The sequence below is a fragment of the Shewanella eurypsychrophilus genome, assembly GCF_007004545.3.
In the GTDB taxonomy this organism is placed as follows: domain Bacteria; phylum Pseudomonadota; class Gammaproteobacteria; order Enterobacterales; family Shewanellaceae; genus Shewanella; species Shewanella eurypsychrophilus.
Map to the genome: position 1 here is coordinate 3,473,506 of NZ_CP045503.2, position 25,059 is coordinate 3,498,564.

At 44.2% G+C, this 25,059-nt stretch carries 16 protein-coding genes; 6 read left to right on the top strand and 10 right to left on the bottom strand.

The window, feature by feature from the left end:
- The 3 genes from FM038_RS14725 to FM038_RS14735 form a co-directional block, all read right to left on the bottom strand.
- Entirely contained in the window at window positions 1-993 is a 993-nt protein-coding gene (locus FM038_RS14725) for an AAA family ATPase (protein WP_142874133.1), read from the bottom strand.
- Window positions 994-1,207: 214 nt separating this feature from the next.
- A complete protein-coding gene (locus tag FM038_RS14730) occupies window positions 1,208-4,318 on the bottom strand; it encodes an efflux RND transporter permease subunit (RefSeq protein ID WP_195873063.1) in 3,111 nt (1,036 codons plus the stop codon).
- Window positions 4,318-5,421 carry an efflux RND transporter periplasmic adaptor subunit gene (locus FM038_RS14735; RefSeq protein WP_185965841.1) on the bottom strand — a complete coding sequence of 368 codons (1,104 nt, stop codon included), beginning with the start codon at window positions 5,419-5,421 and terminating at the stop codon, window positions 4,318-4,320. The genes FM038_RS14730 and FM038_RS14735 overlap by 1 nt, the downstream gene beginning before the upstream one ends.
- Window positions 5,422-6,126: 705 nt before the next feature.
- Between FM038_RS14735 and yegS the strand changes: the two genes are divergently transcribed.
- Complete coding sequence (gene yegS, locus FM038_RS14740; protein ID WP_142874135.1) at window positions 6,127-7,065, top strand: lipid kinase YegS; 939 nt, start codon at window positions 6,127-6,129, stop codon at window positions 7,063-7,065.
- A 120-nt stretch (window positions 7,066-7,185) separates the two neighbouring features.
- Here yegS and FM038_RS14745 read toward each other — a convergent pair whose 3' ends face one another.
- The 7 genes from FM038_RS14745 to FM038_RS14775 all read right to left on the bottom strand — a co-directional run bounded on the left by FM038_RS14745 (window position 7,186) and on the right by FM038_RS14775 (window position 17,897).
- Window positions 7,186-8,655: an efflux transporter outer membrane subunit gene (locus FM038_RS14745; RefSeq protein WP_142874136.1), complete on the bottom strand. Its 1,470-nt coding sequence runs from the start codon at window positions 8,653-8,655 to the stop codon at window positions 7,186-7,188.
- Between the two features lies 1 nt (window position 8,656).
- Window positions 8,657-11,740, bottom strand: a complete 3,084-nt coding sequence (locus FM038_RS14750) for an efflux RND transporter permease subunit (protein ID WP_185965864.1) — start codon at window positions 11,738-11,740, stop codon at window positions 8,657-8,659.
- Window positions 11,741-11,748: 8 nt separating this feature from the next.
- Window positions 11,749-12,852, bottom strand: a complete 1,104-nt coding sequence (locus FM038_RS14755) for an efflux RND transporter periplasmic adaptor subunit (protein WP_142874138.1) — start codon at window positions 12,850-12,852, stop codon at window positions 11,749-11,751.
- Between the two features lie 90 nt (window positions 12,853-12,942).
- On the bottom strand, window positions 12,943-13,833 hold the full coding sequence (locus FM038_RS14760; protein ID WP_142874139.1) for a LysR family transcriptional regulator: 891 nt from the start codon (window positions 13,831-13,833) through the stop codon (window positions 12,943-12,945).
- A 217-nt stretch (window positions 13,834-14,050) separates the two neighbouring features.
- A complete protein-coding gene (locus FM038_RS14765; RefSeq protein ID WP_142874140.1) occupies window positions 14,051-15,289 on the bottom strand; it encodes an OmpP1/FadL family transporter in 1,239 nt (412 codons plus the stop codon).
- Window positions 15,290-15,483: 194 nt separating this feature from the next.
- Entirely contained in the window at window positions 15,484-16,254 is a 771-nt protein-coding gene (locus FM038_RS14770) for a formylglycine-generating enzyme family protein (protein WP_142874141.1), read from the bottom strand.
- Window positions 16,255-16,343: 89 nt separating this feature from the next.
- A complete protein-coding gene (locus FM038_RS14775; RefSeq protein WP_142874142.1) occupies window positions 16,344-17,897 on the bottom strand; it encodes an arylsulfatase in 1,554 nt (517 codons plus the stop codon).
- Between the two features lie 432 nt (window positions 17,898-18,329).
- On the opposite strand from FM038_RS14775, the gene FM038_RS14780 reads away from it, so the two are divergent.
- The 5 genes from FM038_RS14780 to FM038_RS14800 all read left to right on the top strand — a co-directional run bounded on the left by FM038_RS14780 (window position 18,330) and on the right by FM038_RS14800 (window position 25,023).
- Window positions 18,330-19,532, top strand: a complete 1,203-nt coding sequence (locus FM038_RS14780) for a GAF domain-containing sensor histidine kinase (RefSeq protein ID WP_223292867.1) — start codon at window positions 18,330-18,332, stop codon at window positions 19,530-19,532.
- Window positions 19,525-20,118, top strand: a complete 594-nt coding sequence (locus tag FM038_RS14785) for a response regulator (protein ID WP_142874143.1) — start codon at window positions 19,525-19,527, stop codon at window positions 20,116-20,118. The genes FM038_RS14780 and FM038_RS14785 overlap by 8 nt, the downstream gene beginning before the upstream one ends.
- Before the next feature lie 97 nt (window positions 20,119-20,215).
- A complete protein-coding gene (locus FM038_RS14790; protein WP_142874144.1) occupies window positions 20,216-22,459 on the top strand; it encodes a multiheme c-type cytochrome in 2,244 nt (747 codons plus the stop codon).
- Between the two features lie 116 nt (window positions 22,460-22,575).
- Window positions 22,576-23,358 carry a hypothetical protein gene (locus FM038_RS14795; RefSeq protein ID WP_142874145.1) on the top strand — a complete coding sequence of 261 codons (783 nt, stop codon included), beginning with the start codon at window positions 22,576-22,578 and terminating at the stop codon, window positions 23,356-23,358.
- 396 nt (window positions 23,359-23,754) lie between these two features.
- Entirely contained in the window at window positions 23,755-25,023 is a 1,269-nt protein-coding gene (locus FM038_RS14800; RefSeq protein ID WP_142874146.1) for an anaerobic sulfatase maturase, read from the top strand.
- Window positions 25,024-25,059: the final 36 nt, after the last annotated feature.

Here is a 25,059-nt window from a genome sequence, read left to right on the forward strand (position 1 = left end):
TTACCCTATAGGCACGTACTTTAAGATATCGTCAACGATCTGTTTCGGTGTGATTTGCTCCGCAATCGCCTCATAGCTGAGTACTAAACGATGACCCATAACTTGATGGATCACACCTAGAATATCATCTGGGTCAACATAATCACGTCCTGCTAACCAAGCATGAGCTCTGGCACATCGATCGAGTGCAATACTCGCTCGTGGGCTTACGCCAACGGCTAACCATTGAGAAAATTGTGCATGTTCATAATCTGTAGTGTCTCGCGTAGCCATAACCAGATTGACAATATAGTTTTCAGCCACCTCAGAAACATGAACTTGGTTAAGCGCTTTTTGGCCATTGATAATATGTTCAGGGGTAACAGTAATGGCATGTTCTGTATCAGTGACTTGTTCACTGGTTTGGGCGCCAGGTTCTTCTCCCCTTACTAGGCGAATGATCGCTCGCTCGGCTTCTGCGTCAGGATAATGAATATCAACCTTGAGGGTGAATCTATCCATTTGTGCTTCAGGCAGTGGATAGGTGCCCTCTTGTTCAATTGGATTTTGTGTCGCCATCACTAGAAATAATTCAGGTAAATGTCGGGTAACACCACCGGATGTAACCGTATTTTCTCCCATCGCCTCTAGCAAAGCGGCCTGCACCTTAGCAGGGGCACGGTTAATCTCATCGGCTAATACTAAATTATTGAAAATAGGCCCCTGCTGATACACAAGGCTTGGTTTACCGTCGACTTCTCGGTAAACGTCACTGCCAGTCACATCTGATGGAAGCAGATCTGGGGTAAATTGAATACGGCTAAAGCTGGCATTCATGGCACTGGCCAACGACTTAATAGAGCGGGTCTTAGCGGTACCAGGTAGCCCTTCTAATAAGATATGACCTCGGGTCAACATAGCAATAAGCAGAGATTTAACCACATGCTCTTGGCCAATAACAGACTGTGAAACGGAATGAAATAGTTGAGAAACGGCTTGCTGAGACTGATCCAAAATATCACCTGCTGACTCTAAGTTGACTTTTATAGTAAGTATCTTCAAGTTAATTAACAACTCGCAAGATTACTAGTGTTTACATCGCATTTGCTAGAATGTAATGTTTCAAATCAATCAACATGAACAAGTGCAGAGAGTGAGATAAGCCCCTGTGAAAGGGGCTTATGGTTGGAACTTGCGTTAAAAATGGATTAGCGTAATTAAGTGAATATTACTGGCTGCGAACCCGGTGGATCATGGTATACATGACTGGGGTAACGATTAATGTCAGAATGGTTGCAAAGGTTAACCCTGCCATCATGGCCACGGCCATCGCCTGGAAGAACCCATCAGTTATTAGCGGGATCATACCCAGTACTGTGGTCACTGCCGCCATGCTCACCGGGCGTACCCTAGAGACTGACGCATCGATGACCGCTAAGTAGTCCTCCTTGCCCTCTGCTATCTGTAGCCTGATTTCCTCAACGAGCACAATGGCATTTTTTATCAACATGCCCGTTAAACTCATAGTGCCAAGAAGCGCTAAGAAGGTGAACGGCATATTAGCCGTATAAAGGCCAACGACAACACCGATAATAGCGAACGGCACCACGGTCCATATCACTGCGGCATCTTTAAATGAACTAAACAGTAATATGGTGATTAATATCATCACCAGATAGCCGCCACCGAGTTTCTCGCCGATAGCTGCAAGTGCATCCATCGATGTTTCATGCTTACCGCCCCAGTGCATGCTATAGCCCTCTGGAAGCTCAATAGCTTCAACTTCAGCCTTAAATGACTGCAGCACAGCCGCTGTGGTGAGCGAGCCCATTTGATCTTCATCTGTCATAGTCATGAGTGTGCGCACTCTATCGCGACGCATAATGACGGGATCTTCAAACTCAATATCGAAACGATGAACCACCTGAGATAAGCCCACATAGCGATTGAGTTGATGACTCCAGATCTGTAACTCCATGATGCCATTGATATCGGTTCGCTCGGATTCTGGAGGCTGGACTATGATTGGCATCATATCTGAGCCATCTCGGTATAAGCCCACGCTGCGACCGGAGAAGTTCGCCAGCAGCACATTATCTACCTGCGACTTACTGATCCCCAGAGTTCTTGCCGCTTCGACATTAAATACCGGACGGACAACTTTAGTGCGCTCACGCCAGTCATCACGTACCGCGGTAGCCCCCTCATGTGAGGCCATAATGGCTTTCGCTTGTACCGACAAAGCTCTTAACACATCGGGATCTGGACCTTGAAATCTTGCTTCAATTCGTCCATCAGGAGCAGGACCCATCTCAAAGCGTTTAAAGTTGTAGTTAGCGCCGGTGAAGTTTTGCTCCAGCAGTACTCTTACCTCTTTCATCACCACCACAAGCTTGTCCAGATCTTTGACTGTCACCATCAAGTTGCCGTAGTTGTTGTACATCTTCTCTGGTTTATAGGCGAGCATAAAGCGAACATGACCACCACCGACACTTGAGGCGACTTGCGTGACCTCAGGATGTGTCAATACCAGTTGCTCCATCGCCTGAATTTCAGCTGAAGTGGCACGGATATCCGTACTGTATGGTAGCCACGTATCAACCATAAATTTAGGTAAGTTCATTGGTGGGAAGAACTCATTTTTAAGCATGCCAAAGCCTTTTACCGATCCTAAAAGTAAAATCAATAGCAGTAGCATGGTGACTTTTCGATGACGAATACAGGCTTTTAAAAAACGACGATATGAAGTGAAGACCACACCTTTATAGGGATCGTTATCTTCGCCCTCGGCGGCAACTTTTACATTCTTAAACAGCATTGACGCTAAGAAAGGGGTGGTGGTTATTGCGGTTATCCAGCTTAATGTCAGCGAGATTAATACCACCCAAAAAAGCGTACCAATCAGCTCACCCGAGATATCTTCTGATAATCCAATAGGCGCAAAAGCGGTAACGGCAATAACGGTCGCGCCGAGCAGTGGCCACTTAGTTTGTTCAACAATCTCAATCGCTGCGCGAAAACGGTTTTTCCCACGCTGCATGCCAATTAATATCCCCTCGACCACCACGATGGCATTATCCACCAGCATACCAAGCGCAATAATCAGCGCTCCTAACGAGATGCGCTGCAAATTAATGCCCATCATCTCCATAAAGATAAAAGTGCCAGTCACTGAAAGAATAAGCACGATACCTATGATGATACCGCTCTTTAGTCCCATGGTAAGCAAGAGTACGGCGATAACGATAGCGACCGCCTCAACGAGACTCCAGACGAAGCCATCCACCGCTTTTTCAACTTGCAAAGGCTGGTTGTAGATGTTCTCCATCTCTATACCAACAGGCTGTTTATTAAGCATACTATCGATATGAGCCTGAACGCTTGCACCGACTTTGATGACATTTTCGCCAGGCATAAACGACACGCCAAACTCAAGCGCTGGCAAGCCATTCATCGACATCAGCTTGGTGGGAACTTCGACGTAACCTCGTTTGATTTCGGCAACATCACCCAATAGTATCCGGGAGTTAGAGCCTGCGGGGCTTATCACTAGGTCTCTTAGCTCAGTTATATCTTGAAATTCTCCCGTAGGGTATAACCTCACCGTTTCATCTTGAATCCTAATGCGTCCGGCATTAGATACCGAGTTCTGATTTTGCAATAAAGCGGCAATATGATCGATAGGGATATTGAGGGCTGATAACTTACTATTAGATAGCTCAATAAATACCTGTTGCTGCTGTATCCCCCCAATGACCACCTTGCTTACTCCGTCAAGAGTAACCACATCACGCCTAAGTTGATCGGCAAAGGATTCAAGTTCAGCCATCTCATAGCCGTCACCCGTTATTCCCCAAATCATGCCGTACACATCACCGAAATCATCATTAACGATCGGTTTTGACGCACCGGGGGGTAATGTTCTAATGTCGCCAATTTTACGGCGCACTTCATCCCAGATTTGTGGCAGGTGAAGGCTGGTGTATTCAGATTCCATCATCACATCGACTTGAGATAACCCTGCGGTGCTCACAGATTTAATCCACTTAACTGAAGGCAGTTGCTGCAAGGCATTTTCTATGACTAGCGTAACCTCCTCCTCGACTTGCTCTGGGGACGCGCCAGGATAGGCGGTAACAATCAATGCCGAACGCGGGGTAAACTCAGGATCTTCTAATCGACCTAAGTCTTTAAAGGCAAGAATTCCCCCCACAAGAAGCACCATGATGATCAGCCAGCTAACAACAGAGTTCCTCATCGAGTAACCTGCAATGCCTCCACCTTTGCACTCTTGCTCTATATCTTCTGGCACATTCACAGATTTAGTATCAGTTGTCATTATATGCCTCGCTCACGGGTTAACTCTTTAACCTGTTGTTGGTCACTAATTTGATGCGTTCCCGCAGTGACAACCCTTTCGCCAATTTCCAGACCTGAATCAATGACGGCGCCCGCAGAAATTAATCGAACCACATTGACTTGACGTAAATGCGTTTTATCATTGCTATCGACAACCCAAACGTATTTATTACCAGCAGCAAGCTTGGATGTTTCAGGGCTAAAAACAGCATTCACTGGCGCAATGACCGATTTATTATCCGCACCTTGTTCACTGGCCAGAACCCGATTAACGTTAGCGCTCATTCCCGGTAATACCCGCATATCATCGGGCACAATAACTGAGAGCGTGACCCTAAAACTCAAGGCGCCTGCACTCGTTGACTTACGCATCTCTTTGAAAGTGGCTTTAAGCGGCTTATCCGGGTAGCTATCTAGAATGACTTGGGTAGTGAGTGACGTTAATTTTTCTGGATCAAATTGTTTAAGTAGCTTCTCGGGCAGATCAAATTGAATATCGCTTAATCTATCATTCTGAAACTCGATAATAGGCTGAGTAGCAGCAATATGATCGTGGTTCTCAGTATGCTTCTTGGCGACGATACCAGCATAGGGGGCATAGATTTTAGTGTATTTTAAGTTTTGGCTGCTTCTATCGAGTCTCGCCTTAGCCATTAACATCTCAGCGCGTGAAGTATCAAATTCGGCTTGTGTCGCTAGCCCCTTAGGCACAAGCATCACATTGCGATCATGCTGAGCCATCGCCAGCTCATACTTAGCTTTGGCATTATCTAGTTGAATATCGAAATCAGTCGGATCGAGTTCAGCGATTAACTGACCTTTTTCAACACGCTCACCTTCATTGATGTAGTGATTGGTGATTTGGCCAGAAACTCTAAAAGCCAAATCGGTACTGGCATTGGCACTCACTTGAGCAGGAAAAGACCGTTGAACGCTTCCTTGTGCGCTAACAACAGTAGCCATTTTAACAGGCCGAATGACTTCTGAAACAGGTTGTTCTATCTGTTTCTCAGCACAGCCTAAGAGGGATGAAGATGTGATGACGAATGTCGTTAACAACCAAGGTTTAAATAAAATTATCATGCATGCTCCGCTAGATAGTGGTCCAGGGGTCATAACAGTAAATACTTAGGTTAATATAATTACCTAAACACTGAGCTCACTTTTTTTAATTTAATAATTATTATATTAAGGCATTACAAATAACGTAACAGCCTTTATAAGTTCACTGCAATTATTCACATGTTAAAACACTTGAATTAATATAAGCTCATTCTACCAACAAATAATTTTCCAGGTCGTATGTTATAGCGCACAAAGTCGATAACAGGAGGATTTACTAGGTCAAGCACAGTGGAGTTAACATGGTGGAATTAACACTGTAAGGAAGTGGCTAACTTTCATTGCAGCCACATAAAGCTTTATGTTTTATTACGCATAAACAAAATCAGCACTTATTATTTATTACAAATAACAAATAACAAATATATCATATAGCAAGTTAATGATACTCGTAAAAACACGGGAATAGTTAATTACTCGACAATCAATTAATTACCACACCATATAAATGCAATCTCAATAATATCGGCAAGTTTTATTTAATACTCTAATAAAACGTTATATCCACACAGAGATTTCACTTGATTACGTTATATTGTTTAATTGATTTTATATCAATCTGCGAACATTAAACTTAAATGAAGCACTTGGCCAAGCATCAGTACTGGTCTAAGGTATAGTAGATGCGCTGAATAATCGAACAACTTTCAGGACTAAACACTCACTATGGCGATGTTAATTCTTAACGGCAAAAAAGCAGGTTTACCACTGATTAGACAAACCATTAACTTGCTTCGAGAGCAAGGACATAGCATTGAAGTTCGCTGTACGTGGGAAGGCGGAGATGTGGCTCGCTATGTTAAGGAAGCTGTTGCACTTAACATCACCCGTATCATAGCCGGCGGTGGTGATGGAACCGTTAATGAAGTGGCCGATGCGTTAGCTCATTTAACTAAGCCAACAGCTTCAGATCATCCTAATAAGGTAGAGCTTGAGATGGAGCTCGCCATATTGCCTCTTGGCACAGCCAATGATTTTGCCACTGCGTGTCTTATTTCACTACAAATAGAGACAGCGCTAACGTTTGCAGTGTCAGGTAATGCACATCTCATTGATCTCGCTTTGGCAAATGAACGATATTTTATTAATGTCGCATCCGCCGGATTTGGTGCTCAAATTACTGTTGAGACGCCAGTAGAACTGAAAGATTTGCTAGGCGGCCAAGCCTATTTTGTCTCAGGACTGATTCAAGCCCTTAACTTTACACCTTATCAAGGAAAAATTGCCGCCACCTTAGCCGATGGACAGCGGGTCCAACTGCAAGGTGCGGGATTATTGGGCGCTATCTGTAATGGCCGATTAGCGGGCGGAGGACAAAACCTGGCGCCCAATGCCTTATTAAACGATGGCTTACTCGATGTGTTCTTAGTAAAACACTTTCCAAGCTCAGCACTCAAACAAGTCGTGGATGAGCTTAAAGATCCATTTGCGAACGGGGAGTATGTCAATCGAATGCAAGTCTCAGAGATCACCTTAACCTCTGACACGCCGCTGCCGGTCAATTTAGATGGCGAACCCACCTCTCACCTCACCCATCATATCCGCGTGCTCCCAGGTGCCATCAAGTTAATCTGCCCTGATGATTCGCCGGTATTGATGCGCTAACAATCAATAAATTAGTCGCTAACATCCTGGGTTTTAACCCTTGGCATGCCCATAAACAAAAAATGCAGTGCTAAGCACTGCATTTTTATCTCTATAGTGATGTGACGTTAATCCCCATGACTATGTATCCGTATTCACTCGCCAGTTACCGCCGAGCGCTTTATGCAAACCTATCGTCATATGCGCTGTTTGTAATTTAGCAGCAACCACGCGGTCCCTGAGCATATTTTCTTGGCGCTGCGCATCCAGTATCGACAAGTAATCACTAAGCCCTGCTTTATACAATGATTTGGCTTTGTCGACCGCATGGGAAGTTTCTGTTTCGGCTTCACTGACGAGCTGAACATATTGTTGACTATAGCCGTATCCCTGCAAGAGAGTTTCGACCTCACCAAATGCGGCTATAACCGCTTGCTGATAACTCAATACACTGGCATCAAATCGTGCGGTTTTCATTTCAACCATGGCATCACCTCGACCACCATCAAACACATTCCAACTCACACCGATACTGCCCGCCCAAGCGATAGAGTCACTACTAAATAGCTCGTCAAAGTCTTTGGCTAAAACACCTGGTGCTCCCGTTAAGAACACTTTCGGGTATTGCGCTGCAATCGCCGCTGCGCGCTCTTCGTTGAGCGCCGCCATTTCCCGTTCTGCAATTCTAATATCTGGTCTACGATTTAGCAGGTCTGACGGCAGTCCCGTTGGGATCACACCATTAAAACTGGGTAAAGGCATTGCCTGACTGAAACGCTTCTCGCTTTGTTTAGGTGTTTCACCCAATAAAATCGCTAAGCGTTGTTTGTGAACACTTTCGGCAATTTCAAGCTGGGGGAGCACCGACTTTGTCACTGCCAACATGGCTTTGGCCCTTGCTTCATCGAGCTTTGAACCATAACCACTTTTAACCATTAACCGCACCAGCTCGAGCGTACGCTGTTGATCTTTAACCGTGTGCAGCGCTATTTGCTTACGCTCTTGTGCACCACGCATCTGCAGGTAATTGTGGATCACATCGGAGGTTATTAAGGTCGTAAGCCCTTCACGCATGATGACCATCTGCTCTTTGCGGATCTTCGCTGCATTCACTTGCCTGTCTATACGGCCAAAGATATCGACCTCCCACGCAATCGTTGCCCCAGCAAAAAACGCGCTGTTGTTATCATCGACTAACCCCAATGGTTCACCGCTTATCGGGTTCATTGCGGTGACAGCTCCCCCCAGCAGAGGACCATTTTCACTTATCTGCACATTACCAAAGCCAGCGCCAAAATTAACGGTCGGTACTTTGAAAGACTCTATGGCGCTTTGATAAGACTGTGCCATTCGAATACGCTGCGCAGCAACCTTCAGTGGTATAGCTTGATGTTGTGCATCGATAACCAGCTGATTGAGAAGCGGATCGTTAAAATGAGTCCACCATGCTTGGCTGTGAGCCTTGCTGCGCTCCCCGGTAACTGTGCCTGCGGTATCTTGATACAAGTACTCACTGTCTAAGTTACTGGTTGGCGCCTGATAATCAGGGCCAACCGCGCAGCCAGTCATGAACAATGCAATGGCTATTGGTGCGAGTTTAAAAAGATTCATATTATTTTTGCTCCATAGCAGTGCTAGTTAGTGATGGGTCTAATGCTTCAACCTTATCGTCATGCTCGTCGCAGTTACGATAAAACAAACAGTAGAACGCCGGCATAATGAACAGCGATAACACTGTCGCCGCGGCCAAGCCACCAATAATAGTTGCCGCCATTTGGTCAAATAACCTATCGCTAAGTAGTGGGATCATACCTAACGCCGTAGTGAGTGCGCCCATAGAAATAGCCATTGTACGGTTGAGTGTTGCCGTTTTTACCGCTTCTCTTAATGGCTTGTTGTTTGCGCGCTCAAGTTCTATTTGATCCATCAGCACTATGCCATTCTTGATAATCATGCCAGCAAGCGTAATGGCACCAATCAAGGCCATAAAGCCAAAAGGCTTATCTAGCAAGAGTAATGTCCAGGTTGCGCCGATGGCAGCCAGTGGCAAAGTAATTAAGATTATCGCTGGCTGCTTGAAGCCATTGAACATCGCGACCATGATCACCACCATCATTAATAAGGCCTTAGGCATCTGACTTAGGGTATCTGTGATAGCACGATTTTCATCGTAATATTCACCGCCCCACTCGAATGCATAGCCTGCTGGCAGCTCAATGGCTTCGATTTGATCTTTAATCTGGTTACGAACCTGAGCAGGTGTAGCATCAAACACATCTGCTTGGGCTGTGATTGTTGGCACACGGTTACGACGCCAGATCATGCTTTCCTCACTCTTAAGTTCAAAGCTATCAACCACCTGGCCTAACGGCACACTGTGAACGCCTAACAATGAACGAACAGGTAAGGTTTCTAGGCGACTTAGATCTGCATTCGCACTTCTAAAACTGATAGGGATCAGCTGATCGCCCTGATTCAAAGTGCCAACGGTTACTCCCTCTGTGGCACGCCTGATTGCAAGAGAAATATCAGTACGATTTAACCCGGCGCGGCGAGCTTGCTCTTGGTTAATGACAGGCTGAATGACCTTGCTGAGTTGACGCCAGTCATCACGTACATACTTAGTATTGCTGTTCGCTTGCATGATCACTTGTGCTTCGTCCGACAAACGGTGCAAGACGTGTGGATCTGGGCCGCTGAAACGAGCTTCTACACTAAATTTATCTTTGGTTGCTAGCTTAAGTGCTCTAAAGCGTGGCTCAGAGTTAGGGAAGTGTTGTGCTAACCATCTATCGCCTCGCTTAGTTAACGACTCAATCCCCTCGTAATCAGCCACATTAATCACGATTTGACCATAGCTAGTATCAAATGGCTCTGGCTCTACTGTGACCGAGAACCTGGGTGCAGAGGCGCCGACATAGCTTGATATAACCGTCACTTCTGGTTGCTTCACTAACCAAGTTTCAATTTTTTTCATATCAGCTGAGGTATTTTCTATCTTGGCACCATTGGGTAACCAATAATCTAAAAACACCATTGGTCTATCTGAGCTAGGAATAAAGTTAATAGCAACATAAGGCACAGCTAAAGCAGTAACGAGCAACAGTGGGATCACCATTGAAATTGCTTTGACTGGATTCATTACCGTCCAGTTAACCGCTAACTGATATCGACTTGTTTTAGGATTATCATCCGCTTTTTTCGTGCTTGGCTTTATCCATAGCCAGCACAATAGTGGAGTTAATGTTACCGCTACAAGCCAAGAGAACAGTAACGAAGAACAGATGATTAAGAACACTGAACTGGCAAACTCACCGGCATCAGTCTGCGAGAAGACCACTGGACTAGAACCCATAATCGCTATAACGGTTGCCGCCAATAACGGCTTTGAGGTTTCTTTTACGGAATCGATAGCCGCTTTAGTGCGGTCAACGCCCTGATTTAACCTCACCACAAACAAGTCGGTAATAACAATCGCGTTATCAACCAGCATACCCAATGCCAAAATAAAGGTCCCTAATGAAACCCGCTGTAGATCCACCCCTGCAAGGTACATATAAATAAGTGTTAACAAAATGGTGAAAATTAAGCTACCACCGACAATTGCCGCGCTCTTAAAGCCCATAAAAATAAGCAACACCGCGAATACAATTAATACACTCTCAAGCAGGTTAATGACAAAATCATCGATCGACTTTTCGACTTCATCAGGCTGAAAAGCAATGGTGCCAATCTCAATACCTAGCGGTAACTCTTGCTGATAATCAGCAATAATCTGAGTCAGGCTTTCACCCAAGTTAACAACGTTAATTCCCGGAACGGGGCTAACTGCCAATGTTACCGCTTGCTTACCATTGAAACGGCTCAGGGTCATTGCTGGTGTTTGGTAGCCTAGACTGACATCGGCAATGTCACCGAGTCGAAGCAATCCGGTACTGTAGTCACCGAACCCACCTTGAATGCTCAGTGCCTTGATATCGTCAATGGATTTAAAGGCGCTGCTTTGGTCAACACGAATACGTTCCTTGCCGGCAGCAAAACTGCCGCTATTGAACGTTAGGTTCTGCGTCACTAATTGATTGATCACCTGCGCAGGTGATATTCCATACTGGGCTAAGCGCTCTTCAGGTAGATCAATATACACGGCTTGATTTTGCACACCGTGAAGCTCGATTTTTTTAATGCCATCGACCGTCTTGATTCGACGTTGCAACTCTTTTGCATACTGACGTAGCGCCTCCGGCTGCGCATTTTCACCATAGACACTAAACAACATGCCATACACTTCTGAGAACTCGTCTTGCACTATGCTAATTTGCGCGGTTGCAGGTAGAGTGAGCTTAACGTCATTGACCTTACGTCTGAGAAGATCCCACTGCTGGGGCAGCTCATCTGATTTGGTTGTTTCTTTGAGATCGATAAAAATCATCGAGCTACCAGGGCGAGACAAAGATCGTAGCTTCCACATAGCGCCCATCTCTTGCAGCTTGGTCTCAATTTTATCAGTCACTTGCAGCTCGATCTCTTTTGCAGATGCCCCAGGGTAGAGCGTCACAACCACAGCACTTTTTACCGTAAAGGTGGGATCTTCTAATTTGCCAAGTTCAAAGTAGGAGATCACGCCTACAATCACACATAGCACACTAAAGAACAGCACAAATAGACGCTGCTTAATCGCAAATTCAGCTAAATTCATCATGACTCCTAATAGCTAAATGCTTTAACTAAGGTATTGGTAACCGTTTGATTGGGCTTAAGGTAATGCACTCCTGCTGTCACAATGGCATCCCCCGTGTGCAGTTCGCCACTCAAGCAGACGCTGTTACTGCGCAGCGACTCAAGCGTTACCGCCTTTTCAATGACGGTGCCCTCTTTAACCACATAGACACTTTTATCAGCACCCTCGCCAATTAGCGCCGCATAGGGTACGCAATAACTCGCGCCATTGTTATTGAAGCTGACCGCCACATTGACCGCTTTTCCTGGCAATGCATTCGTTACCTGCTCGATGACAAATTCAACCGTATAAGTCTGTTTAATCGGATCAGCCAAGGTATCCATCGCACTGAGTCTTGCGGTTAAACTTGTCTTTGCTCCGTGCCAATGAACCGACGCCAGTTGATCAAGCGTCAATTGATTCATTAAATTCTCCGGCACATCTATCATGGCTTTCAACTCGTTAGGTTGATGCAGTGAAAACAGTGAGATCCCTGGTGAGGTTTGTTCAAACGTTTGCTGTGATTTTGAACCAATAACGCCACTAAACGGCGCTTTGAGTTCAGTATAATCGAGTGCATCTTGGGATTTTTGAAGGTTCTGCGTCATCACATCAACCATGGCTAAGCTCCGCTGATAGCCACTTTGTGCTCTGTCTAGATTAACCTTAGAAATGGCATCATCAGCGATGGCCTGCTGAACGCGTTCGAGCTCAACTTTTGCTAGATGATGGGCGGCATTAGCTTCGGCGAGCCGCGCTTGCAGTTCAACCACATTCACTTGGTAATCATGGGGGTCGAGTCTCGCCAGTATCTGATCTTTTTCGACATTATCACCAGTTTTGACAAATATGTCCTGGATCGTACCTGGCACCCTGAAGGCTAAGTTTGCGGTTTGCGTCGCTTCGAGCACGCCAGAGAATTGTTTAATGTTAGATTGCTGGGTACTTTCAAGTATCATCACTTGGACGGGACGTTCAACTTTACTTCCTGCTGTAGCTATTTGTGCCGGTGCTTGGCTACAAGCCGTAAAAATCACAACAGCCAGTGGCGCGATTACAAATTTTGTAAGTTTTGAATGTGAGACGGTCATCTCTCTCTCCAAATAGAATAATTAGGAGAGAGTTTAAGGGTTTAAATAAAGAAGATAATCAGGCTGTACTGCACCACACTGTCATGATAATCATGACAAACCAGCGCGTTCTGGGATTTCTTGTAATAAAAAGTCAATCAATAACCGGGTAGGCAAACTGATCCCTTTTCGATCGGGGTAGATCAACCAAACGTCTTCTTTTTTAGATTCATACTCAGGTAATATTCTCACTAAGCTTTGACTTTCTATTGCAGCAAGCGCAAACAAAGGCGGCATAAAACCAATGCCTTGACCGCCAACAATGGCCCGACGAACAAAGCCCATATGGTTACAACTGAAACGACAATTAACGTTAACAATGTCGGTGATCAGATCCCACTTATCATCAAGTGTGCCATCAGGCCAGCGGTAACAAATAGCCTCATGTTGAGCTAACTGCTGCAGCGTTTTAGGCACACCGTGTTTGTTTAAATATTCAGGGCTAGCGTAGATGCTACGACCCAGACTAAGAAGTCGCCTCGCAATAAAACCTGAGTCTTGCACCTTGCCAGCGTGAATGACAAAATCCAGTGCTTGAGTGTATATGTCGGTGGCATAGTTATTCGTGATCCGCAGATCGAGTTCAATTTCGGGATACATTTGCTGAAATTTTGCCAATGCGGGCTGCAGTGCTTCATCGCTTTCAGGCAAGAAGCCTACTTTAATTTTACCCACAGGCTTTTCATCAATATCGAGCAGTTTGTTTTTGGCCTGCTCGAACCCTTCTAAGACTGTGAGCAGTTCGTGATAATAGGCTTCGCCGTGCTGTGTTAATCTGAGCTGGCGAGTCGTCCTAAAAAACAGCTGTGCATTGAGTGATTTTTCCAGCTCACCGATACGACGACTGACATTAGCCCGAGGTAGATCGAGTGCATTAGCCGCTGCAGTAAAACTGCCCAGTTTCACCACAATAGTAAACAAGTTTAAATCTTCTATTCGCATGCTCAATTACCTATATAGATCCACTTTGCATCGTTACCTCAGCCTAAATTTATTGCTGGCAACAAAAAAGCTGAGCCGTAAAACGACCAAACTAAGAAGTAATGTAATGATTATTGGCCAATTTTAATATTATACCCATCTTACTATGGCCTTAGTCCACAATTAATCTCAGCCAAACTCGGTGAGCGTTCAATCACAGTTTCCCTATCTTTGTTGATTAAAACTGCCAGTTCATTGTTATTCCCGCAATGCCCGCATCATTATCATACTGACCAACGAGTGCGCTGTTAGCCAATCCTTCATAGCGAATTTCTGGCGATCCTAAATCAAGGTATTCAACAAAGAAATTGATCGAAAAGTCTTCTGTCGCTTTATAGGTTGCACCCATTCCAACTCGAATGATCTCATCCACAGGTAAGTCAGGGTATTGGTTGAGAGCATTATCAGCAGTATCACTCAATGGAGATGATTCATAGCCAATGCCAAATTCTAAACGCCATTGGTGGCTGACTTGATAATGCATGCCCAGCGAAGCACTGTATGTATCCTGCCAATTTCTATCTATGTTAGCCTGGTGCCCTGTTTCATCCAAGATCAACACACTTGACTGATTTTTGCTCCAATCTTGCCAATCGAGTGACCACAATAAGGCAAACTGGTCGTTTAACGCATGGTAACCACTCATTTTGATGATTGCAGGTGCAACGAGCCCAAGGCTTGCATCATAGGTTCCAATATTACCGTTACGATTTAATCTAAAGTCACCTTCAAGGGTATGGTCAAGCCCAGAACGAACCGTTAAACCCAGCATATTGCCTTCGTTAATGGTGTAATGTAAGCCCAAATTAACACCAAACTCCATTGATCCGGCTTCATATTCAGAGCTGATATTGGGTGTAAATTGCTGAGTTTGTACGATAGAGGCGTATTCAGATACGAGACCTAGACCTACAGCCCACTGCTCGTTGACTTTATACGATACGGAGGCATTAACTTGAACTGTCATCAAGTCAACAGAGCTGATAAGGCTTGCACCACGCCAGTCATCACCATAATCGACAGAAGAACCGCCCTGTGATGCCATCGCTAAACCCAACGCCCACTTGTCACTTAACGGATTAACCCAATAAACAGAGCCTAATGGCAGAGCACTACCCGCATTGCCACCATCTAAGTGACTGTCACTACCACCAAAACGGCCGTTAGAACCTTGATCTTGATATTCAAGATTTAAGTTAAAGACTTGAAGGCTGCCAGTCAGCGTAGATTTTTCAACCAAACTCATCGCAGCTGGATTTGAATAAGCACTCTCTGCACCTTCAGAAATAGCGGCGCTACCTGCACCTGCTGTACTGGCGTTTAAACTGCCCAGTTCACTCAAAATAGTTCCCGCAGCGAAACTAGGCATAGATACTAGTGCAATGCTGACCGCTAATGGTTTAAGTAGAAATTTCATTCATTAATCTCAGAAGTTATTAAGCAATAATGTTGATATCATTATCACCGAGTTCCTTATATTAAAAGACTCGAAAATCTTCTGGTTTTTAGATAAAAGATGCAGATGTTTGCACTAGGTAAGCGGGAAAACAAAATACCGCTTTTAAGGGCGGTATTCGATAAGAAAAATGGCTTAATACAATGATAAAAAGCTCACTCAACTGACAGTGCGAGTCTTAAGCCTATATCAGGCATCACTGCACTTTGGCTAGCTGAATCACGTCTGAAGTTTTCCGACTCATCTGCATCATAGGCAAAGCTGCCACCACGTACAGACTTATAGGCAAGGTAATGTTTGGATTCGAGTGAGTTTACAGGGTTAACCTCGGGTGAATAGCGATAGTATTCAGTATCGTACGCGTCTTCAGTCATCTCACCAACATTGCCTGTCATATCATATAAACCTAGCTCACTGGGCGCTTTCAAACCGACAGCCTGGGCTTTATTATTTGAATTTTTGGCGAACCAAGCAACGTCTTCGATATTGTTTGAACCACTAAAGGTATAGTTTTTACTATGCTGACCGCCCCTTGCAGCATATTCCCATTCAGCTTCAGTGGGCAGTCTAAACTCGAGACCTGTTCTAATGTTTAACTGGCTAATAAAATATTTGGCTTGCTGCCAGCTGAGGTTATTGACTGGGTAGTTGTCACCGACAAAATAGGAGTGGCTCGCCCCTAACACAGAATCAAATAACGCCTGAGTCACCTCGTATTTACCTATGTAAAAAGCCCCAAGTGTTACGCTATGTTGAGGGTGAACACATTTCTTCTCTGGTTGACATTTAGCCCCCATTTCAAAGCTGCCAGCTTGTACTAACACCATATCGGCTAAAACAGACTCTTTGAGCTGAGTATCGATATTTGCCAAACTGCTGCAAGCTTGAATAAAAACAAGTGGAACAATTAATAAGAGTTTGTACATATTAACCTCTACCAATAACTTTCAAAAATAAAGCTCCAGAGGGTAACCATCTGGAGCTTTATATTACTTATACTAAATAGCGACTACGATTACTGTTGCGCTTCTAGCTTCTTAAGTACTTTTTGTAACTTAAGCGTGTTGTAGTTAATATCTGCGGCACTGAAACCTGCGCCTTGCTGCATAGGGTAACCTTCAAGTGAGCCCATGAATTTTCCCACTTCTTGGGACAAAGGCACGAACAACCACATATTATCGATCATCCAACGTACATACATGCCGGACTCTTTCGCTGCCATTTCAAATGGGTCTGCACGTAGGTTAGTCAGAGAAGCCCATGCTGGTACATTACGTACTGCAGACTGCATATCGCCGTCCATCATGGCAAAACTTGCTTTCCAGTCGTTCCAACGAACCGCATTAAGCTCACCGTTGGCACTGAAGTACATCTTGCTGGTACGTGGACCTTGCTCAACTTCACCCTTGAAGAAAGGCATGAAGTTACTACCATCTAAGTGTACACGCCAGTCCTTGCCGTTAAAGTGAGTCCCTTCTTTAAGATCTTCTACTAAAGAGTCTTCACCAGCTGCTGCTAATAGCGTTGGCATCCAGTCTTCATGTGACATCATGGCATTAACTTTTGTACCAGGCTCAATCACACCAGGCCAGCGAACTAGCTGAGGAACACGCATACCACCTTCATAGGTTGTGCCTTTTTCGCCGTGAAATGGTGAAGTACCGCCGTCAGGCCAAGTGAATTTTTCTGCGCCGTTATCGGTTGAATAAACCACGATAGTATTATCGGCGATTTTCAACTCATCTAAGGTATCAAGTAACAGACCCACATGATCGTCATGCTCAACCATGCCATCAGGGTAAATACCGATACCTGTGATACCGTCATATTTTTCTTGCAGACGAGTGTGTATATGCATGCGTGATGCGTTTACCCAAGCGAAGAATGGCTTTTCAGCTGCTACCGCTTTTTTGATAAACTTAATCGAAGCACCAACGAACTCATCATCGGCAGTTTCCATACGCTTACGTGTCATAGGACCTGTATCTTCGATACGACCATCGGCATACGAGTGGATCACACCGCGTGGACCATACTTTTTCTTAAACTCTGGATCTTTCGGGTAGTAATAGGTTTCAGGCTCTTCTTCAGCGTTTAAATGATAAAGGTTACCGAAAAACTCATCGAAGCCATGGGCTGTTGGCAGATGCTTATCTTGATCACCTAAGTGATTTTTACCAAACTGGCCAGTGGTATAACCTTTATCTTTAAGCGCGTCTGCAATCGTTGGCGCCCAATCAGGGATACCATGATCAGAACCAGGCATGCCGATGGTCAATAGGCCAGTTCTGAATGGATGCTGCCCTGTAATAAATGAGGACCGACCAGCGGTACAGCTTTGTTGTGCATAATGATCGGTAAACAATGCACCTTCGTTAGCAATACGGTCAAGGTTAGGGGTTTGATAACCCATCATGCCTTGGTTGTAAGCGCTGATATTGTAATAACCAATATCGTCACCCCAGATAACCAGAATATTTGGACGTTCTGGATCGGTTGCAGCCATAGCAGAAGCAGCGGTAGCCATGAGCCCCACAGCCAACGCCACTTTAGATAACATCTTAGACATAATTTCCCCTCTATTCAGAGCTTTGATGTTTAACAATGAGTCGTTGTAAGAAACCACTCACTAAAATACGTTATGTATTGACGTATTTAATTAAACACTGCTCTCAGTCAAATTAAACCTCGCAATTCTACGAGTTAGCGATCCTTTCGCATAAAACTGTGAATCTAGATAATATTTAGCAATAACTAATGTAGCATGAGAGGCTAGAAACACTAGGTAAACACCAATGATGAGTGACAATTTACTTTATAGCTTTTGGCGTTTGGGATGAGTTAGCGCTATGAGTTGAATATAAATATTCTAGCTGTGAGCGATATGCACTAAAAATTCACACTAGTAATTTCAACAGTTTTGTCGCGTTTTTGATGATATGACTAGTAATATCATGGACAAGAACACAAAATAGAAATATACAAATAGATAGGAGGTCATGTGGTAGAGCATCTAGATGAGTCATTGTTTTTATCCAGCGCTGAACACGATTTTTTTATCGATGTGCTGAATGCACTTCTTGAAAATGACAACGATACGATTCCAGAAAAAATAAAAGAAGCGCTGACCAACTATCTCCCTATCGCCGATGTACAACGTATGGCTATTCTCCGTTTAAAAGATGGTGACACATTTGAAGGCGGTTATTCGGTTGCAACAAAAGGGTATACACCCACTCTCATACCTAGAGAAGGAATTAAAACGCCTTATGTCAGCAAGATCAGTAAGGGCCAGATGGTCTGTCATTCGGGCCCTATTTCTGATGTGTTCACTCAAGATGAGATAGAGATGGTCGGTATGCAGGGGATCATAGCCCATTGTGTATTACCAATTACAGTGCGTGGAAAAATATGGGGAGCTATCGCCAGCAGCCGTTATAAAAACCATGACACTTGGGCACCTGTGTTATTAGAGCGCTTAAAAGCTTTAGGGCAAATATTGGCAGCGGCGTATGAGCGCTACCAATTTTGGGTTTCTATTGAAACCCAAAATGAACAGTTAGAGTCGCTTTCACGTCACTTGATGGAAAGCCAAGAGACCGAAAGACGACTGCTATCAAGAGAGTTACATGACAACTACTCTCAGCGACTCGCCTTATTAACCATCAAAGCGAATAGTGTGGCAGAGGTTGTTAGAGAAAGTGTCAAACCAGAAGCTATAGAGCTACTCAATACCATTCAGCAGTTAGCCAAAGATATGCAATCACTGTCTCGCTCTTTGCACCCTGCCATTATCGAAGATCTCGGCTTAAATGCTGCGCTTAAAGCTGAATCTCGCCGTATAGCACAGATCAGTGAACTTGAATTACAAACCATGTTCGCCGATCTACCAAGATTGAGTAATGAGCTCTCATTAAATCTGTACAGAGTGCTACAAGAGTCCCTCAATAATGTCGTTAAACACGCCCAAGCCTCGGCGGTATTTATCTCACTGGAAATCATCAAGGGGCAACTAAATTATCAGATAGTCGATGACGGTATTGGTTGCAAAGCATGTTTAGAAAAAAATCGTGGCAGTATTGGACTTGTCAGTATTAGAGAAAGAGTGCAGCTGTTTAACGGCACCGTCACCTTTATTTCACCCGATGAGGGCGGCTTTGTCGTCGATATAGCCATACCTTCAATAGAGGATCACTATGAGTAAAATAGTATTAGCCGATGACCATCTGATTGTCGCTCAAGGTATCGCAGGTATATTACAGCCTGAACATGAGATTCTAGCCATTGCAAAAAATGGTGAAGAGCTTGTCGAACTCGTCAAGAAACACAAACCCGAGCTGGTGATCACAGATATAAGTATGCCAGGCATGACAGGTATTGCTGCTATAGCGGCGTTAAAACGAGTAAAGAACGACCTTAAGATAATTTGTCTCACTATGCATGATGAACAAGAGTATGCAGAAGGCGCAATGTCCGCCGGAGCCTTAGGCTACGTGTTAAAGCATGAAGCGACCGAAGATCTTCTTAAGGCAGTAGAAAGTGTTTTAGAGGGAAAGAAATATATTTCTAAGTCAATACAGGTCGATGAAGCGGCGCCTACATTATCGGCAAGGCAACTCAGCGTACTCAGACTACTGGTACAAGGGAAATCCGCTAAACAGGTCGCCGAAGAGTTATTTATTTCTCCTAGAACCGTTGAGTTTCACAAATACACCATCATGAAATTGATCAATGCTAAAACAACGGCAGACTTGATCCAATATGCCTTAGCTCATGGGTTAGTCAGTTAGCCCTAACTTGTTCTTTTAACCTAGCAACTTTTTTACAATCGAGTTGCTCATCTGAAATTACAACTCAATATTAAACTGATATAGCAGGCTAGCAATCATGTCATCTCATTGTTTGAATCTTTCACTTTCATCAGTACTGGCACTCGTAGCTGTATTAACCTGCGCCTACAGTGTACAAGCTGCCGACTTTGTCGGCACCGAGACTTGTATCGATTGCCATCAAACTGAGTATCAAGATTGGCAAGGCTCAGATCATGATATGTCGATGCGCCATGCAGACTCTAGTTCGGTTCGGGGTGATTTTAACGATATCACACTCGTGCATAATGGCATGGAGAATCGATTCTTTATTAAAGGTGAACAATATTGGGTCAAGATTGCAGGCAGTGATGGCAAGCTAAGCGATTATCAAATCAAGTACACCTTAGGCCATGATCCGCTGCAACAATATATGGTTGAGTTTGAAGATGGCAGAATACAATTGATCCCATTTGCATGGGATACTCGCCAGCAAGAGAGCGGCGGTCAACGCTGGTACCACCTCTACCCTGAACAGAAAGTCACAGATGATTTTTATTGGACCAACCCAGGTCAAAACTGGAACTTCATGTGCGCAGATTGCCACTCAACTAACTTATCTAAAAACTACGACTCACAAAGTAATCGTTACGATACTCAGTGGTCTGAAATCAATGTCGCTTGTGAAGCTTGCCATGGACCTGCCAGTGAACATATCGCTTGGACAGCAACAGATAGACAAACCACAGCAATAGGTTTTTCACGGGATTTATCTAAACCTGTCAAGAACTGGCGTTGGGCTGCGGATAGCAAAACTGCCATTGCGGATAAACCCCATGCGACTGACCAGTTGCAAACTTGTGCCCAATGTCATAGCCGCAGGACACAGATTAGTGAAGATAATTCACTTGTCTCGCAAGCCTTTGGTGACAGGTACCAGCTTAACTTGCTCGATCAGAATCACTATTATGACGATGGGCAAGTCTATGATGAAGTGTTTGTGTACGGCTCTTTCTTGCAATCTAAAATGCATAAGGCAGGGGTTGCTTGTAGTAATTGTCATAACCCACATTCAAATAAGCTAGTGATCGAAGGTAATGCTCTATGTGCACAGTGTCATAAGCCATCAGTGTTTGATGTCAGTGGCCATCATCAACATGAAGCTGATTCTGCAGGCGCCCAGTGCATCAATTGCCACATGCCGCAAACGACATATATGCAAATTGATGAGCGCCGCGATCACAGCTTTAGCATTCCTAACCCATCACAAACGATTAAACTCAATAGCCCAAATGCTTGTAATCGATGCCATCAAGATGAAAGCGCTGAATGGGCTTTGCAACACACTAACAAGTGGCATGACGCAGACAGCGATAGTGAGAGTAAGCATTTTGGCGATGCCTTCTATGGGGCACGTCTGGGTGATCCCAATGCCTCACACACACTTTCCTATATCGCCCAAGATATTAAACAGGCAAACATCGTTCGCGCAGCGGCTTTAGAGCGATTACAAAATTATCCGGGCAGAAATGGGGTTGTCGCTATCGTAAGAGCGACACGCAACCATGATGAAAATATCCGCCTTGGCGCTATAACTGCAGCAAAGCCCTATCCGATAAAAGACAGATGGCGCTTACTGTCCCCAGCACTAAAAGATCCAGTTTTAGCTATTAGGACAACGGCTGCCAGCAGCCTAGTGAATGACTGGCAAGAGTTGACTAAGCAGCAACAAAACCAGCTAAAATCGGCCTTAAATGAGTACATAAAGGTACAGGAATTCAATTCAGATAGAGGCTTTGCTCGCACTAACTTAGGCAATATCCATCAATCTTTAGGCCAATTAAAACGTGCTGAACAATATTACCTTGAGTCAATTAAGATTGAGCCGATATTTGCCAGCGCTTACGTCAACTTAGCGGATCTATATCGAGGTCAGAAAAAAGAGCAACAAGCCTTATTAATACTTAATCAAGGTATGCTAGCTCAGCCCAGTGACGCAAATCTTCCCTTCAGTTATGCATTAGCATTGCTGAGGATCAATCAGGATAAACAAGCGATAAAATACCTGCAACAAGCGACTAAGCTAGCACCTGAAAATAGTCGATTTTGGTATGTGTACGGCATAGCTCTGATCCCTGTGTCCACAGATAAAGCCAGTACGGCGCTTAATGAGGCCTATCAAACCAGTGGTAATCCTCAGTATTTGTACGCTTTGTGTGAGCATTTGATCAATAATCGCAGTGAGGACGTACAGCGCTGCTTAACTCAATTAACTCCACTGGTTCCTGCTGAAGTGATTGAGCAACTCGAAGTAAAGCATTGATCACATATCTCTGCTGACATGACCTAAAACAGGGAAATTTGCGAGTGTTGGTAAACCATTAAAATAATTATGCTGCAGCTACTTAATTTGATTCAATTCTAAATGTAGGTGCAACCATGAAGTTTAAGCTTTCCTATCTCGCCGTCATCACTTTGCCTCTGCTTGCTCAATCCGCCATTGCGGAAGAGAAAGAGGTTCAAGATATGTCCGATCCATTGGCCGTTTATACACAAGTAGGTGGTTCATACGGTACTAACGGTATCAATTTTAAATTAGGTAAAACCTTAGACACAGGCTCACTGACGGAGATGTCTATGGTGCTATTTGAAGTCAAAAGCATGTTGGGTGAGCACACCAAAGATGACGGTTCGAGCGCGATGAACCCAGATATGGCTAATGATGGTATTTCAGAGCTACGTTTTCGAAAGTTTGATGTCGATATGACCAATGGCCGTGGCATATCCATGGACGTTATCCATAATTTTGATACCAATTCAGGTACTGCATCCATTGGCATGATCCAAGCTCTACCTAAAGTGGGTTTCTGGCAAGCCTTCCCTATTATCGCTGCTGGTGTGCAGTACAATGATGGCTCATACCGCTCTGCTGATGGCGACTCCACTGGCCTTAACTCCGATTTCGCTTTTGCGAGTTTCACGCTTTACAACAAATTCCAGCTAACTGATACAATTTGGGCAAACTATAACCCAGTTTATACTCAAGCTATCTTTGGTGAGCAGGTATACACAGATAACCTAAAAGGCAGCGATGGCCTCACTCACGAGTTTGTTCTCAGTTGGCAGATGACGCCGACGCAGAACTTCCGATTATGGTACAACACAACGCAAAACAACTTTGAAGATGGTGATTTCCGTTTAGAATACAACCAACAGTTTTAGTCCATTAGGCAATGAGTCAAATGAGTCAAATGAGTCAAATGAGTCAAATGAGTATAAGTAATTAATCATCTCCTTGGCTTTATCTCCTACTCTTCTCTTATCGCTTCGAGTCATTGATTGTTCAATGATTCGAAACCTCCCCACCAGTTCGATAAATATCAAACGGTTAATCATAACCTCTCGTGAAGACAAATCGACAATACAGCACTAATACCGATTGGTATAAACACAAGCTAACGTCTGCACATAAAAATTAGACTGTTGAAAAAACCAATGAAAAGCTACGACTGGTAAAACTTCCTGTTTTGCTATCAGTGTGCCGCACTTCATAGTCGATACATTAGTTAATCTTTATACTGAATTTATTATCAGTTTTAGCGAATATAGAGGCATTTCATGCAGACGATTAAAGTTAATCAATATCAGGGAAAAGCCAGTAAACGCTTTCACGTGATGAGTAAGCCCATCGGGGCTGCATGCAATATCGATTGTACTTACTGCTATTATTTAAGTAAGCAGGACTTACTTGAATATAAGCAAGGCTGCAGTCCTAAAATGCCTTTCGATGAACTGGAAGCCTATATAAAACAATATATTCAGCAGCAAAATACTCCTGAAATTATTTTTACTTGGCAAGGGGGTGAGCCAACGATGTTGGGCTTAGATTACTTTAGGGAAATAGTCAGGTTACAAGCTAAATATGCACCTACTGATGTGACTATCTCAAATGATCTGCAAACTAATGGTATCTTACTAAATGATACTTGGTGCCAGTTCTTAGCCAAGCACAACTTTCTTGTAGGACTAAGCATCGATGGTCCTGAGATGTACCACAATGCCTATCGAAAAAATCGCTCAGGAAAAGGCACTTTTAGACAAGTGATGCGAGCCGTTGAGCTGTTACACCATTACAAGGTGAACTTTGCTACCCTAACGTGTATCAATAACCTGACCAGTAAAAATCCTCTAGAAATTTATCGCTTCCTTCGAGATGTCGTTCGTTCACCTCAAATACAGTTTATTCCTATTGCTGAGCCAAAAACCTTTAGAGAAACGGCGCCGCAGAATTGGGACCAACACGAGATTCCTTTCTTAGGCAGTGAGCAGGCAAAGCCTGGTACGCGTAATTCGGTTGTGACCTCTTGGTCAGTGTCTAGTGAAGACTGGGGAACGTTTCTCTGTAGCGTATTTGATGAATGGATAGTCCAAGACATAGGTAAAGTCTATGTGCAATATTTTGAAGCGAGTGTTGAGACCTGGATGGGCCGAACTAATCCACTATGTACACTCGGATCGCTCTGTGGCAAGGGGTTAGCAATGGAGCCTAACGGCGATGTGTTTACCTGCGACCATTACGTTTATCCAGAATATAAAATTGGTAACATTCATGAAAAGCCACTTGATCAAATGGCATTATCACCAAAACAGCAAGCTTTCGGGTTTGCCAAGAGCAAGACACTCACAAAACAATGCCAAAGTTGTGATTATAAGTTTGCCTGTTTTGGTGAATGTCCTAAAAACCGCTTTGTACGTTCCTACGAAGGTGAGTTAGGCCATAATTATTTATGTCAGGGCTGGCATAAGTTCTTCAAACATATCGACCCTTATATGTGCCAGATTGTCACGGCTATGGGTTATCAGGTGCGTGCCAAACAGCAGCGTTAACATACTGAATGTCTGCGGCAGAACAATTGGCATCCG

What these genes read in the sequence shown, in the direction of transcription:
- FM038_RS14790 (WP_142874144.1), top strand. Translation starts at nt 20,216, where the DNA reads ATGTCATCTCATTGTTTGAATCTTTCACTTTCATCAGTACTGGCACTC.
- FM038_RS14760 (WP_142874139.1), bottom strand. Translation starts at nt 13,833, where the DNA reads ATGCGAATAGAAGATTTAAACTTGTTTACTATTGTGGTGAAACTGGGC.
- FM038_RS14800 (WP_142874146.1), top strand. Translation starts at nt 23,755, where the DNA reads ATGCAGACGATTAAAGTTAATCAATATCAGGGAAAAGCCAGTAAACGC.
- FM038_RS14795 (WP_142874145.1), top strand. Translation starts at nt 22,576, where the DNA reads ATGAAGTTTAAGCTTTCCTATCTCGCCGTCATCACTTTGCCTCTGCTT.
- FM038_RS14770 (WP_142874141.1), bottom strand. Translation starts at nt 16,254, where the DNA reads ATGTACAAACTCTTATTAATTGTTCCACTTGTTTTTATTCAAGCTTGC.
- FM038_RS14785 (WP_142874143.1), top strand. Translation starts at nt 19,525, where the DNA reads ATGAGTAAAATAGTATTAGCCGATGACCATCTGATTGTCGCTCAAGGT.
- yegS (WP_142874135.1), top strand. Translation starts at nt 6,127, where the DNA reads ATGGCGATGTTAATTCTTAACGGCAAAAAAGCAGGTTTACCACTGATT.
- FM038_RS14750 (WP_185965864.1), bottom strand. Translation starts at nt 11,740, where the DNA reads ATGAATTTAGCTGAATTTGCGATTAAGCAGCGTCTATTTGTGCTGTTC.
- FM038_RS14755 (WP_142874138.1), bottom strand. Translation starts at nt 12,852, where the DNA reads ATGACCGTCTCACATTCAAAACTTACAAAATTTGTAATCGCGCCACTG.
- FM038_RS14730 (WP_195873063.1), bottom strand. Translation starts at nt 4,318, where the DNA reads ATGACAACTGATACTAAATCTGTGAATGTGCCAGAAGATATAGAGCAA.
- FM038_RS14745 (WP_142874136.1), bottom strand. Translation starts at nt 8,655, where the DNA reads ATGAATCTTTTTAAACTCGCACCAATAGCCATTGCATTGTTCATGACT.
- FM038_RS14735 (WP_185965841.1), bottom strand. Translation starts at nt 5,421, where the DNA reads ATGATAATTTTATTTAAACCTTGGTTGTTAACGACATTCGTCATCACA.
- FM038_RS14775 (WP_142874142.1), bottom strand. Translation starts at nt 17,897, where the DNA reads ATGTCTAAGATGTTATCTAAAGTGGCGTTGGCTGTGGGGCTCATGGCT.
- FM038_RS14765 (WP_142874140.1), bottom strand. Translation starts at nt 15,289, where the DNA reads ATGAAATTTCTACTTAAACCATTAGCGGTCAGCATTGCACTAGTATCT.